Raw genomic sequence first — 13,834 nt, forward strand, 5'->3', positions numbered from 1 at the left:
AGCCCAAGGTGTAGAAAATTCCGTGGGCTGTGTCCCACAGCCCTAACCACCAATGCTATTTTAACGTAATAAGGATACAACATTCCTGAATTATACCTTCAAAAATCAAACGTAATCCTTGAAAAAAGGGCTGTGAGACACAGCCCAAGGTGTCAGGGGGTTGGGCTTATCACACAGTGTAGGGTGTAATTAAAAATTCAAAACCGATCCATATAATGGGTTAGTATCCCAAATTCATCAAATCCTTGTTCATAAAATCTTGCGGATGACCACCGATAATTTTCCGGACGATCTACCAGATTCCAACGCTCTTGTAAGGGATTATTATGCATGTATTCTATTTTCTGCTCAACCTTCTGTTTTGAGTCCATCAAAACTGCCAACGGATCGCGTTGCCAAACTCTATATTCTCTTTCGGGTTCGTTTACTTTGAAAAATGGGAGGACCTGGGGATAATTAGTCTTCAAATCTTTCAAAATTGTATGACTCGTATATTTGTTAAAACTTGCATGTGGAGCTTCTTTGCCGTTCAATTCTGTTAATTCCCAAACTACATGTAAATGATTTGGCATAATCACAAATCCATACACAGCAATCATACCTCTTGACGCTAACTCTTTCCAGGAAGATATTATGATTTCTTTATACTTGTCCTTTCCAAGAAGCTTCTTCCAATCTTTAATTGTATCAGTCCAAAAATAAACCTGATTGAAATCCATTCGGGAATTTCGGAATTTATCAGGTTGATGCTCCATAGCTGATTGTACGATTATATACTTTAGCAATGACTTGTGATTCGCTTTAAAGACACAACCTGAGTTGTGAAATTCACGTGGTCTGTATCGTAAAGCCCCGATAACCGATACTTCCCTACAAACAAAGAATCAGATTCCATTTCAACTTCCAAAAATAAATATAGTCCTTGGCAAAAAGGGCTGTGAGACACAGCCCAAGGTGTAAAATTCCGTCGGCTGTGTCGCACAGCCCTAATAACCACCTACTCCGTTACCCGAATCAAATCCCGAAACTCAAATGCATACGGATGGCGCTCATCGGCGGGGTGGAACTCCTGCTTCGTCATTTCCCAACGGGTAGAATCCGGAATTTCAAAAGAAGTATCGCCTTCAAAGTACGCGTGGACGTACGTCAGATTGAGCGTATCGACGATCCCCTGTTCGAGCGCTTGACGGTAAATATCTCCGCCGCCAATAATAAAACATTGGTCTTTACCCTCGGCTTGCGCCATTTCCAGCGCCTCCGTCAGGGAGGTTGCCGTCAGCACGCCTTCATACGTCCACGTGCCCGACCTCGTCAAAACGATGGATGTTCGGCCGGGCAAAGGCTTGCCGATTGATTCAAAGGTTTTGCGCCCCATAATCATGGGGTAACCCAACGTGAGTTGTTTGAACCGTTTGAGGTCGTCGGGCAGGCGCCAAAGCAATTGGTTGTTGTGGCCAATGACGCCATTTTCTGAAACGGCCACTAGTATTGAAATCTGCATGGTATTGAAAGGTCTTTCAGGGAATTAATCTCTTCTTTTTCAGGGCAACTTATATCCGCGCAGCAGCTCATCAACCCGCATGCGTCGTTTGCCTTCGAGTTGAATCTGCTGCACTGCTACCCACCCATCCGCTGCCCGGAAATTGAGGTACGTTTTCTGGTCGGTTTGGTAGTCGCCGGGCGCTGCCGTTTCATCTCCATTTGATTCAACTACCGACACTTCATAGAGTTTACAGGTGAGACCGTTCAGCGTGGTCCAGGCGGCAGGGTACGGTGCCAGGCCGCGCACAAAGTTGCGGACCTCTTCCGCACGTTTTGTCCAGTCTATTTCGCAATTTTCTCGAAATAGCTTAGGGGCTTCTTTTCGAATCGGCTCCTCAGCTTGCGGCATTTGTGGGTAGCTTCCATCGGCAATTGCCTGTACCGTTTTCAGCACCAGTCCGGCACCGCGCTGCATGAGCCGTTCGTACAAACTTCCGGCGGTGTCTTGCGGACTGATCGCTTCCTTTTCCTGAAAGATAATTTTGCCGGTATCAATCTCTTTTTCAATAAAAAAGGTCGTCACTCCTGTCTCGGTTTCGCCGTTCATGACGGCCCAATTGATGGGCGCCGCGCCGCGGTACTGTGGCAAAAGCGATGCATGCAGGTTGAAAGTACCCAGAGAAGGCATGTTCCAGACTACTTCCGGCAACATCCGAAATGCCACCACGACCTGCAAATCGGCCTGATAGCTGCGGAGGGTTTCCAGAAACTCCGGGTTCTTCAATTTTTCGGGTTGCAGCACAGGAATATTCTGCGACAAAGCATACTCTTTTACAGGCGATTGGCTCAGCTTTTGACCTCGGCCTGCGGGGCGATCAGGGGCGGTCAGGACGGCCACTACGTCGTAGTTGTTTTCGACCAGAATTTGCAACGAGGGAACCGCAAAATCGGGCGTTCCCATAAAAATTATACGCAACTTATCAGACATTATTTTCGAGTGTTTTTCAAAAGGAACCTTGTTAGGATGTACAAATATTGCTAATTTTGTTTTCCAAGATTGGACTATGAAACAATTAATGCGATACGGCATCCGAACCGAAGAGACTTAGCGATCACTCCTGCGAGTGATTTTTTATTCTCTATTGAACGGTCACTGAGCCGTTCTTTTTTGTTATACAGGCCTTTACAAATAAACTTATTATTAAATTAAAAATCGAAAATCTGACCCATGGCTAAGATTTCATACTACACGGAAGAAGGCTTAAATCGATTAAAAGCCGAACTGAACGAAATGAAAACGAGAGGACGTACGGAAATTGCCCGCCAAATCGCCGAAGCTCGTGACAAAGGTGACCTTAGCGAAAATGCCGAATACGACGCCGCAAAGGACGCACAAGGACTACATGAAATGAAGATTTCAAAGCTGGAAGAGATTCTGTCCAATGCACGTATTCTCGACGAATCCTCGATTGATACCTCGTTGGTGGCAGTTTTGTCGACGGTAAAAATAAAGAATAGAAAAAATGGTGCTGAAATGAGTTATACGCTCGTTTCGGAAGAGGAAGCCGATCTCAAAACAGGCCGAATTTCCGTTGGTTCGCCGATTGGCAAAGGCCTGCTCGGAAAGAAAGTTGGCGAAATGGCCGAAATAAAAATACCCGCCGGGGTGGTCGAATTTGAGGTTCTGGAAATCAGCCGGAGCTAGGTTTTACTAAAATTCCTGCCAAACGAAAGAGGTCGGTGCCCCGGGGCACCGACCTCTTTTTTTCTCAAAACTGTAAATTCCTTACTTTATCTTAAACTGCTTATCATCAACTCCCTTGTTCACTTTCACGGATTGAGTTTCCATCGTCATCTCAAATTGCCCAAATTTCTGCGTACGGCTAAACGGAAACAGAATGCCGTTTACAGCCTTGTAGTCACCCAACCGTACTTCTACTTCCGACTTTCCACGGGGTGATTCCATCGTTGCGGTCCGCTTTACTTTCAGCCCGCTTGCCTTGTCAAAGTACTCATGCCAGGTAGTTCCGTTGCCGGAGTACTCTACGTCGTAGGCATCGCCACCGTCAAGAGCCACTACACCTGCCAGCTTTTTCTCAATACCAAGCGTGTCGTAGTACAATTCTGGAAACGGGTGATTTTGTAAAAATTCCTGAAACGCTTCCTTACCCGTTTTGGTGGTTTGCTGCCCACGCATCGAGCGGGAAAGCGTGGCTCCGTCATACACCGACCCGCCCACTTCATTTCCCATCATGTAGGTACCCTGCTTAAATTTATCGGGCATTTTGAGCTTTGTTTCCATTTCCATGGTTCGGCCCTGCATGTCTGCGGTAGTGCTAATAATCAGGTCTTTAACGGTTTCCAGTTTTTCCCGTCCGCCAATTGCCGTCAGGTATTTGTTTACAACGGCAGTAGCATCCGTCAGATCTTGTCCAGAGCTACCTGTGGCCAGAAAGAGGCATAAAAAAAGTGATAGATATTTCATAAAAAACAGGAAGGGGTTAAGTTAAGAAATGGGTAACAAGACACTATTTTTAAGTACTTTTTTATAAAAAAACAGACGATCTAAAAAGTTACTTGTGCCAACTGATTGAATCGTCTGTTTTTATTTTATTTATCAAGCGATCAGAACATCAACAAGTACACGCCGGCACCGGCCAAATAGCCTAATAGTGCAAGCAAAGAGATGCGTTTGAGGTACCAGATAAAATCCAGCTTTTCGATACCCATCACGGCAACACCCGCCGCCGAGCCGATTACGAGCATACTTCCGCCCGTTCCGGCGCAATAGGCCATAAACTCCCAAAGTTTATGGTCGGTGGGGTACACATTCATGTCGTACATCCCCATAGCGGCAGCTACAATCGGCACGTTATCCACGATCGCTGAAACCACACCAATGATGATAACGATCAGGTCGAGATTTCCCACGGCATTGTCCAGTTGTCCGGCAAGATTGCTCAGCACGTGGGTAGATTCGAGCACGCCAACCGCAGCCAAAATCCCCAAAAAGAACAAAATACTGGGCACATCAATTTTGCTTAATGCATAGGCAGGCGTGTACGGTTTGCGGTCTTCTTCGTCTTTGTCTTTGTGAATCAGCTCCGAAAGTACCCACAAGGCTCCCAACGACAACAACATGCCCATGTAGGGAGGCAAATGCGTGACCGTCTTGAACACCGGCACAAACAACAACCCAATAACTCCCGCCACGAGCATCAGCAAACCCTGACTACGCGAAACTCCATTTTCAGGATCAAAGGAAGGGGCTGTTTCCGTTGAAGCAAGAACCGGAACCGCCTTGAAACTACTTTTCATGGCGAAAGTGATGTAAAGCAAAGGCACAGCGAGTGAAACAATACTTGGCACGATCAAACGCACAATAATGTTCAAAGTTGTTATTTGTCCGCCAATCCAGAGCATCGTAGTGGATACATCTCCAATCGGAGACCACGCGCCACCGGAGTTAGCCGCAAGGATAATCATACCGGCCATGAGTTTGCGCTGCTCAGAATCAGGCATAATTTTGCGCAGCAGTGAAACCATCACAATCGAAGTGGTTAGGTTGTCGAGCAGTGCGGACAGAAAAAAGGTCAGGACGCAGATGATCCAAAGCAGAGAAAGCGGGTTCCGGGTTTTGATTCGTTCGGTAATAATGGCAAATCCTTCGTGGGCATCAATAAGCTCCACAATCGTCATTGCTCCCAACAGGAAAAACAGAATTTCGGAAATTGACCCTAAATGATGCGATAGTTCCTCTACGACAAATTCGGTGTCGGAGCTGTAAAGCACGTAGGCGGTCCAACACAGTACGCCGGTAATGAGGGCGGAGGCTGTTTTGTTAATCGTGATGTATTCTTCAAGTGCAATTGCCAGGTAGCCAACAACAAAAATTACAATAATGGTAGTAAGCATAAGGTACGAGAATAGAGCTTTGGTTTAAAGATTAATTATGAATTTGAACTAGTTAGGTGCTAAATTTGAGGTGCGGCGGCCAACACTCCAAAAGTACGTGAATCAATGAAACGAATGAAATTTAAGGGGTTTATCATCCGGGTTTCCTTTTTGTGGGTGGAAGGCATAGCCCTTTTCCCTTTTGTGTTAGTCAAAAACAGGATGCCGAATCGGGCGCTTCTTAATCATGAATGTATCCATTTGCGACAACAGCTGGAAATGGGTTTTATCTTATTTTATATCTGGTATTCCGTCGAGTACTTCATTCGGTATTTACAAATTCGCAACCATTATCAGGCTTACCGGCGAATTTCGTTTGAGCGGGAAGCCTTCGCCGAAGAAACTTCTTACTCCTATCTGCGAACGCGATCCTTTTGGGCATTTCTAAAATACCTCTAATTTCTCTTCTGTTTCTTCCTGCTCCGTTGGTTTTTTGTACGACATCACCGCCACCATCATCGTGAGGGCCGTCAGAATTACGGTAATCATTAAGATCCCCTGACGAAATCCTTTGACCATGTATTCGGGTGGAATGGACAAAAACAACAGAACTGTAATCAGCCCGCGCGGGGCGATGTAAAGCAGCGGATTCAAGCTGCCTTTAAAGGACGTTTTGAGCGAAACGTAGCGCGTGCCAATAATTGCCATCAAAATAAGGCAGCTCACGATCCATGCGTCCAAATCAGCTAATTCGGAAATATTGGTGGAATAGCCAAAAATGAGGAAGAAGAATGTCCGGATCACAAACGCACTTTCGGCGGTCAGCTTTTTAAACTGTTCCAACTCCTTTTCAAAAAGGTCATTCTTGAAAAAATCATTCAGCTTTCCCCGTACAAAAAGCTCCGTATTATTTAGAAATAAGCCAAAAACCAAAATCGCCAGCAGCGAAGAGAGATGGTAAATCTTGCCCACAGCGTACACAATAAACAAAGCCGAAATGATAGGCAGGTACTTGACGTGGTGGTTGATGCGGCTAATTAAATAGAGCAAAACAAAACAGCAGATTACCGAAATAATGACAATCAGGATGGTGCTTTTAAAAAACTGCCCGGCTGATTCCCAGCCTGAACCGCTCGGAATGACGAGAATATTAAACAGCATCAGGCCCAGAATATCCGACAGTGAAGACTCATACACCATGTAGTCGCGACGTTTTTCGTCCAGGCCCCGCACACTTGGAATAGCCACAGCGCTGCTGATGATGGCAAAGGGCGTTGCCGTTACCATGGCGTTGTAAAATTTCTCCCCCAACAAAAGATACAAAATACTGGCAATCACCAGCATACTCAACATGAGCCCCAAAAATGCCGAAACAAACGTTCGGGCAATGAGTTTGTATTTGCCGCCGCTAAGTTCGAGGTCGAGGCCGCCTTCGAGAACAATCAGAATTAGTCCGAGCGTACCGAGCGTGGGCAATATTATTTCTACATAAGGAATCGTGATGTTCAAAATGCTCGTAACCTGACGGATAATAATCCCGGTTGCCATGAGCAAAATCACCGAAGGAAGCTTGGTTCGGGAGCTGATCAGGTCAAAACCATACGACAGCAGAACAGAACAACTAAGTATTATAATTAGGATTGAAATATCCATTCGCTGATTTTTATGAGTGGGTCAAAGGTGCAATAATACAAAAAATAGCCCTCAAATCAGGCTATTTCGGCTTTTTGTCAAATTACTACCAACCCATCGGTGGACAATAAATAGCTGTGCGGTTATTAAATTTGAACGCCAGCATAAGTTCATGACTGCCGGCCGTAGCTACCCGAATCGCTGAAAGTGGGTAGTCGTAGGCATAGTTCAGGCTGATCGCCGGGCTCAGAGCCATTCCCAGGGTAGCGCCTGCGCTATCCTGAAACCGATAATTAAATCCCGCCCAAAGCCGTTCATACGCCTGAATTCTGACTTGCGCATCAACCGAAACAGGCGCCTTGCCGACACGTTTGAGCCATAGTTGCGGAATCACTGCCCATTGCTCCCCCAGGGCAAAACGGTAGGCAGCTGTAACAAACGTATGCGGCAAAAGCTGACTGCTGATTTCTCCCGAAGGAACAGCATATGCTAACGAAAGTGCCTTAGGTGACAAAACCGACACCCCGCCCCAAAAGTTTCCTTTTCGCGCCAGCAGACCAACGGTAACGTAAGGTTTCAGGAGCGACACCTGCCCGTCGGGCAAAATCGGATCGGAGGGCGTTCCGGTCTGAATCCGGTCAAAGCGAAGGGAATATTGCAGGATTCCACCGCCAATTCCGGCAGAAACAATCCATTGATTGGGCAAACTAAGATGCGCAGCAGCAGTCAGTTGGGCCGAATTGCGCTCCGTAGGACCCGTTTGATCGGCCATCAGCACCGCCCCTACTCCCCAGCGCCAGCTGCCAGCCGGGGGCAACGGCTGTGTACTTGTCGGCACCGAGTAACGTGGCGATCGAGTCCTACGATTCGTCTTATCTCCATAACCGATTGGAGTATGAGCCGTTAAAAAAGCCGTATTGGGCGCATCGTCGAGCCCCTGCCATTGGCGGCGATACTGAATCCGCACATCAGCAAAGTCGTACGCGCCCGTCAAAGCCGGATTTACCACGAAAGGATTTTGGCTATAAAGGCTTCCCTGCGGCAGCTGCTGTGCCCACACCGTCTGTCCGACCAACCACCCGAAGAGTAGTAAAGCTTTGACTCTCATTCCCGCTCTTTTTTGGTAAATGTAATCAATGATTCCTTTCGTTACACGTTTCATGCAAGTACACATGACACACTCATTGAGTACTTTTGTCCGTTTGTCATCGTTGATGTAGTGGCTTTCATTCGGATCGTCTTTTTGTTTCTAAACGAATTTTCTATGCCCCTGTTCCCCCTGTTTCTTATGGCGCTATTTGGAATAATAGTATTCCAGCCTAATAAAAAACCACTTTCTGCGCCCAAACCTGAGCTACAAAAAGTGGTTTTGACTGAGTTTACCAGAGGTACGCAGCGGCATATGGAGTTTACGGCAACCCACACGATTTTGCGTCTAAACGACCGGGATACCTTGTTCCAAACGTCGGCAGCGAGCTGGAAAAAACTCCGGGGAATCATCAAAGAAATCCCCCTGAAAAACTTAAATTCTCTGGAAATTATCAGTAAAAATCATCAGGTAGATGCAGCCATGCATGCAACGCTGACTATTCAGACGTCGAGCTCCGTACACCAATCACCTACTTTTGACCACAACGCCCCGCCTGAATCCCTGCATCTACTGGTAAATTTTTTGCATCAGGAACTGTCAGATACGTTTAAGGATTCCAGAGATTAACCTCAGGTTTATTTCAAAGGCGGACTAATGACGCCTAAATAACGTCCCATCCAGTACGGCAGCAGCCAAATGTCGCCCGCACTGTACTCAGACGTAGCATTTCCCATTCGATCCAGCGTAAAGGTATTGCCGTTGTGCCGCTGAATGGGTCGTTCATCGGGCGGTAGTACTTCGGCGGTTGTTTGATTTCTGAAATTTGGTTTGAGTAGTTCAATGTCTTTTCGATGGCTGTTTTTAATGGACCACGTAATCAAATCCAGCGGGTATTCGCGCAGGTACCAGGCGGCTTCTTTGAGGTCAAAGGTGGAGGTGCCCGTCAGAGCTGTGAAAATATTCCACGCTCCTTCCTTTTCGGGACGTTCGGCCTGCCAGTGGTCAATAATCGCTTTTTTGTACTGCGCTTTCAGAGTATCATTAAAGGCATATCGATATAATCCCCAATAGCCTACAAAATACATTTCATCATCCGAGTGATTCCAGCCTTCCGACAGCATTTTGCTGTACTCGTCGGAGCCTTCGGGCGCCTGACCGATTTCCTTCATGGGCCGCATCAGATTTTCCAGGTACCCGTGTTTTTGCATGAGTTCAAAAGCTTTTTTCTTATATTTTTCTTTTTTGGTAAAATGATAGGCTGTTTGCAGCATAGCCACGATATTGGACGAATTGAGCTTGCGATCACCTACGTTGGTCGGGAAACCGTTGACATAAGCCGGATTCCATTTCCCCCAAAGCGTGGGTTTCCCGTCAAAGTCAATCAGGTACATATCATTTTTGACAATGTGGCTCATCATGGTGTCAATCAGCGCAATTGCCCGCTTTTTCAGGCCGGGATCGTCCACTAGCTCGGCCATGGCGCCAAAGGCGAAAATATGGCCAATGACCTCGTCGCTGCTCGTGGTTGACTTCCAGTCCCATTCCGGATCGGGAGAGTGCTGCCAGCGCTCAGGATCTGAAAGCTGCTCAATGTACCCACGCCGCTCAAAGGACCGCGACGGAAAACCGGGCACCGGATTGATGGTATAAAGCCGCTCCATGGCATCGAGTGACTCCCGGCAATTTTGCAGAGCTTCGGGATCTTTTGTCACTTTATAGCGGAATATTTCACCCCCCAGGTACATCGACGTCCACAGGCCGTCATTGTCTGAATCTGAAAGAAAGCCCGTGGAAAGATCGCCGTTTTTCATGCCCGAAAGCGAGGCATTAAACCCATTTCGAATGTGCCGCGTTCGTACCTGCTTATCATAAAAAACTGCCTTATCGTGAAGCGTCATGGATTTAAAAATCAGTTCTGCCAGGCCTTTTTCCGTCAAAATCAGAATGTTATGATTTGCTCCTTCCTCAATCGCTTTTACGTTGTTTCCGGGCAGCCAACGCTCGCCGTAGTAGTAATCTATTGTACCATCAGCATGTACCGCAAAGGCACCTTCGGAGGTTCCAAACCAGATTTTTTTACCAATAACCCGAACCGCCGTAATGGCTGATACCGGCGTTTTGCCCCCTGCTTTCACCGCTCCCGAAACAGGATTCCAGTCCAGATAACCCTCCGAAGTCCCGACTACGATACGAGTGGCACTTGCGACGTCAAATGCAGTAAAGTCATTTCCTGCAAGCATTTTTTTAGGTGCAGGATTTTTAACCGACCAGGCATACAGACCCGACCTCCCCAAAATCCAGAACGTTTGTGTAGCAGCCTGATAGCGCAGCTGAACCACTTCATCGGTAGCCAGATCGCCCGTCCACAGCGTTTTTTCTTTATTGAGTGCAACCAGCTTTTTGCCATCCGAAATGAGAAACGTAAAGTCAGCGCCGCCAACTATGAGCCGCGCGCCGGGCAAGCCATGTGCTGCATACAGCGAACCCGCCCAGGCGTCGCTCAAAAGCGCCTGATCGCTCAGCATGATATGTTGCTGCTGATAACTGCCGATAGAACTTAGTTTTTTGTCTTTTATAAAACGGTAACGAGGATCGTCTGTGAGCGTGCCGGGGTACAAAAACTGCCCGCCATGCGTCATCAACAGCCCTTGATCCGACAAGACTTTTACTACGCCATTTCGGTCAACTGCAACATCCTGCAAATTTGCCGACGGATTTTTTACATAATACTTAACACTTATTTCCTGCTGAAACGGCTTATCCTGATAGACCGTCTGCGCATGTGTTTCCGTCGTGACACCCTGGAAAAACACAAAACCAATGACAAAAGATAGAATAGATTTATACATGATTAATTGTAAATAATAGATAAACAAAAGGAATCATTCATTTATAATACGAGCCGGATCAACGACTACGTACTTAATTGATTTTTGGTTTTTGGCCGGGTGAAACGAGTACGTTACATGCAACAGGCCATCAGCAGACTGCGTCAGGCTGGGGTACGAAAAGCCTCCGTCTTCCGCATTGCGGTCTTCGAGGTAGGTTTTCCAAATCCAGGATTTGCCCTCGTCTTTTGAAATAAACAACCCCAGCCGGTAGCGACCGTCTTCCAGGTCGTTGCCTACAAAGGCCCAATGTCCGTTTTTGAGCACGAGCAGTTCTACGCTTGCCGTATTTGGAATATCGGTTTTGCGGGCGGGCAACCAGCTGTAACCCTCATCGGTCGATTCGCTCATTTGGACCCGGGGCGGATAATCGCCGCTATCGCGCAGAAAAGCGACCAGCGTTCCGTCTTTTTTGCGAGCCAGCGCTGGCTGAATCGGCCCTCTGCCCACGAGCGGCAATCCCGGTTTCCAGCTGCTGCCGTCATCTTCCGAAATCGCCATCAGCGAGAGATTGAAGCCGTCGGAATAAAGCGGGAGAACAATTTTCGTGGTTCCCAGCAATAGCGGTTTGATTCGGGTCATCCAGCCAATGCTACGTTTGACCGGATCGGTGGCAGCCTGTGCGATCTGCTTATCGTACTCAGGTGCGTAGCCCGCCCAACCCGTGCCGTGTTCGGGTAGTTGGCTGAGTTTGGTTTTTACTTCTGCCGCAAAATCGTCGGTAGGTTTGAGTAAAATATCGTCCTGCCAATTCCAGACCGGCGCTTCGGTGCCGTCGTATTGCACAGAAGTGCGCAGGCGCAAAATCGACTGCTCCCACTGATTGGCCTGAACAGCAATCCAAACCAGAAAAAGTTTTTTTTCATGATTCAAAAAAAGCACCGGGTTGCAGTCAGGCAGATGTGGCGTATCGGCCATCAGAAACGGCTCGGACCATTGCTGACTCCCTTTTTTCAGGCGGGCGCCCATGATTCGGACGTCGTCGGCGGTGCGCTCACCGCTCCCCTGAAACCAGGCCACTAGTACATCGCCGTTGGGCAAATGTACGAGCGAACTGCCGTGTACATGCTGCGACTGCTCCGGAAAAATTAAAGCGCTGCGCAAAATGGGCGTGGCGCGTCGGGTTTGCTGCGCCCCGGCAGTAAAAAAAGCACACAACAGCACCAGAATTAGTAAGCGATTTAGCAGAAATGGTATTCGGATCATTGGGCAGGCAAAACTTAGGTTCGATTGGTAAAGATTGGTTTTTCCCGGCAAAAAAATTACCAGTGCTATCCTATATATAGGTACACAAATCAGCATCTTCTGGCGGAAAGGATCGTATGGATTTGGTTTAAATAAATACTTTTCTACTACACAAACAGGCTATCGCTCGGGGGACAGAATCTGAAATGAGCTCGTTATCGGCCCAATTTTCAAGTCGCTGTTTTACCCAAAAAAGAACTCAGCACAAGCAGATGTTACCCATTTTTTATTATTTCAGTTCTTTGCGCAAATTGAAGATATATTAACGCAAATTGCGATGCAGCAGCCTTAAAAATCCAGTAAATTTAGGTCAGCAAAATTCATGAAGCCCTCCCAATAGCAAATCTTCCTAAACCTTTTATTCCTATAAACTACCTGTACTACCTAACTCTTTTTAACCATGAATCAGCCTAATGAACGCATGCTTCGCAATGTAATCAGGGGAGATCAGAAAGCTTTCGCAGAACTGTATTCCTATTACAGAACACCGGCGCTCAAATTTTGCGTGTCGCTTTTGAAAGATGAAGAGGAAGCCGAAAATGTGCTTCATGAGGTATTTATTCGGATTTGGGATCGACGGGCACATATCAACCCCGAGCTCAATTTCAATTCCTATTTGTTCACGTGCCTCCGCAATTTTGCTTTTGATTATTTCAAGCGGTTGGAAAAAAATAATCAACTACGCCAAACCTACCTCGACCGCATGACTTCGGCTCAGTTTGAGGAAGCCGATGACAGCGAAGAGCGCATCAAGTTTGTGAATGAGATGGTCAATAGCCTGTCCGAAAAGAGAAAGAAAATTCTGATTCTGAATGTGTACGAAGGCAAGTCGTATCAGGAAATTGCCGAACTGATGAAAATTTCTAAAAACACAGTGAAAAATCAGCTTGTGAAAGCTAAACAAATCCTACGCGAACAGTTGACTTTTGTTTATACCTAACTGGTTAGTTAATAGTTAGTAACGTCAAGGCACCTTCCGAAATTTGACCAATTCCGGACAAAGGCTTTTTGTGCTCATGCAGTAACTTCCAGCTATTTTGTAACCCAATTTTCCTCAACTTTCTTAGCAACCTAATTTTAATTTTCTCCATACAAAATAACTATCCGGCACCTGAACGCAGGAGAACAATTGACAAATAATAGAAGGTAAACTGCTAAAAATCATTCTGTTAAAATTAGCGAAAATATAACATACCCGGAGTAGCCCGATCTTTCATCCCTTACGTATCATAGGTACATTAATCTCCATCACGAAAGGGATGCAACAGACGAGAGCCCGGTATTTAATAGACCGCCTGATTACTAACCGTATGTCGGAGCAGGAACTTAATGAGTTGCTGGGCGCACTCGGTGAGGAACAAATGACAGACGAAATTTCGGAAGCGCTGGAAGCATACTTTTTAAAATTAGTTGAAAATCAGAAAAATGCTTTTGGCGAAAAATCAGACAAAATACTGAACCACAAACCCTGATCTATGTAAAAAAACCTACCCTAAACCAGAAAGTATCGCGGCCCGTCCGCACGCCTGACCACTTGCTTTTTACCCAAAATACCATCACTCAACCTTTATTAAATTCCAAATCACAAAACAAGTTGTAATGC

General features: G+C 46.5%; 14 protein-coding genes. 5 read left to right on the plus strand and 9 right to left on the minus strand.

What is annotated here, in order from left to right:
* Nucleotides 1–197: 197 nt before the first annotated feature.
* The 3 genes from EZE20_RS18560 to fmt all read right to left on the minus strand — a co-directional run bounded on the left by EZE20_RS18560 (nucleotide 198) and on the right by fmt (nucleotide 2,470).
* Nucleotides 198–755, minus strand: a complete 558-nt coding sequence (locus EZE20_RS18560; protein ID WP_228713875.1) for a transposase — start codon at nucleotides 753–755, stop codon at nucleotides 198–200.
* A gap of 242 nt (nucleotides 756–997) precedes the next feature.
* Nucleotides 998–1,501 carry a dihydrofolate reductase gene (locus EZE20_RS18565; protein WP_132120487.1) on the minus strand — a complete coding sequence of 168 codons (504 nt, stop codon included), beginning with the start codon at nucleotides 1,499–1,501 and terminating at the stop codon, nucleotides 998–1,000.
* A gap of 39 nt (nucleotides 1,502–1,540) precedes the next feature.
* Nucleotides 1,541–2,470 (minus strand): methionyl-tRNA formyltransferase, encoded by a 930-nt coding sequence (fmt, locus tag EZE20_RS18570; RefSeq protein ID WP_228713877.1) that lies wholly within the window; start codon nucleotides 2,468–2,470, stop codon nucleotides 1,541–1,543.
* A gap of 240 nt (nucleotides 2,471–2,710) precedes the next feature.
* Here fmt and greA point away from each other — a divergent pair, with 240 nt between their 5' ends.
* Nucleotides 2,711–3,187, plus strand: a complete 477-nt coding sequence (greA, locus tag EZE20_RS18575; RefSeq protein ID WP_132120489.1) for a transcription elongation factor GreA — start codon at nucleotides 2,711–2,713, stop codon at nucleotides 3,185–3,187.
* 81 nt (nucleotides 3,188–3,268) lie between these two features.
* Here the strand turns inward: greA and EZE20_RS18580 are convergent, their stop codons facing one another.
* Nucleotides 3,269–3,967 (minus strand): hypothetical protein, encoded by a 699-nt coding sequence (locus tag EZE20_RS18580; protein ID WP_132120491.1) that lies wholly within the window; start codon nucleotides 3,965–3,967, stop codon nucleotides 3,269–3,271.
* Between the two features lie 140 nt (nucleotides 3,968–4,107).
* A complete protein-coding gene (gene nhaD, locus EZE20_RS18585) occupies nucleotides 4,108–5,397 on the minus strand; it encodes a sodium:proton antiporter NhaD (RefSeq protein WP_132120493.1) in 1,290 nt (429 codons plus the stop codon).
* 105 nt (nucleotides 5,398–5,502) lie between these two features.
* Here nhaD and EZE20_RS18590 point away from each other — a divergent pair, with 105 nt between their 5' ends.
* The gene (locus EZE20_RS18590; RefSeq protein WP_317129183.1) at nucleotides 5,503–5,835 is read left to right on the plus strand and encodes a hypothetical protein; all 333 of its coding nucleotides are present in this window, start codon (nucleotides 5,503–5,505) and stop codon (nucleotides 5,833–5,835) included.
* Here the strand turns inward: EZE20_RS18590 and EZE20_RS18595 are convergent.
* Both EZE20_RS18595 and EZE20_RS18600 read right to left on the minus strand, forming a co-directional pair.
* A complete protein-coding gene (locus EZE20_RS18595; protein WP_132120495.1) occupies nucleotides 5,821–7,029 on the minus strand; it encodes a cation:proton antiporter in 1,209 nt (402 codons plus the stop codon). The genes EZE20_RS18590 and EZE20_RS18595 overlap by 15 nt on opposite strands.
* Before the next feature lie 85 nt (nucleotides 7,030–7,114).
* Nucleotides 7,115–8,116 carry a PorP/SprF family type IX secretion system membrane protein gene (locus EZE20_RS18600; RefSeq protein WP_165933523.1) on the minus strand — a complete coding sequence of 334 codons (1,002 nt, stop codon included), beginning with the start codon at nucleotides 8,114–8,116 and terminating at the stop codon, nucleotides 7,115–7,117.
* 156 nt (nucleotides 8,117–8,272) lie between these two features.
* On the opposite strand from EZE20_RS18600, the gene EZE20_RS18605 reads away from it, so the two are divergent.
* On the plus strand, nucleotides 8,273–8,725 hold the full coding sequence (locus EZE20_RS18605; protein ID WP_132120500.1) for a hypothetical protein: 453 nt from the start codon (nucleotides 8,273–8,275) through the stop codon (nucleotides 8,723–8,725).
* 8 nt (nucleotides 8,726–8,733) lie between these two features.
* Here the strand turns inward: EZE20_RS18605 and EZE20_RS24125 are convergent, their stop codons facing one another.
* Entirely contained in the window at nucleotides 8,734–10,947 is a 2,214-nt protein-coding gene (locus EZE20_RS24125) for a hypothetical protein (protein WP_165933524.1), read from the minus strand.
* Between the two features lie 33 nt (nucleotides 10,948–10,980).
* On the minus strand, nucleotides 10,981–12,192 hold the full coding sequence (locus EZE20_RS18615) for a sialidase family protein (protein WP_132120502.1): 1,212 nt from the start codon (nucleotides 12,190–12,192) through the stop codon (nucleotides 10,981–10,983).
* 439 nt (nucleotides 12,193–12,631) lie between these two features.
* On the opposite strand from EZE20_RS18615, the gene EZE20_RS18620 reads away from it, so the two are divergent.
* Entirely contained in the window at nucleotides 12,632–13,171 is a 540-nt protein-coding gene (locus EZE20_RS18620) for an RNA polymerase sigma factor (protein WP_132120504.1), read from the plus strand.
* A gap of 319 nt (nucleotides 13,172–13,490) precedes the next feature.
* Nucleotides 13,491–13,703: a hypothetical protein gene (locus EZE20_RS18625; RefSeq protein ID WP_132120506.1), complete on the plus strand. Its 213-nt coding sequence runs from the start codon at nucleotides 13,491–13,493 to the stop codon at nucleotides 13,701–13,703.
* The last annotated feature ends 131 nt before the right edge of the window (nucleotides 13,704–13,834 follow it).

Origin of the sequence: Arundinibacter roseus, from assembly GCF_004348825.1 — a bacterium.
GTDB lineage: Bacteria > Bacteroidota > Bacteroidia > Cytophagales > Spirosomataceae > Arundinibacter > Arundinibacter roseus.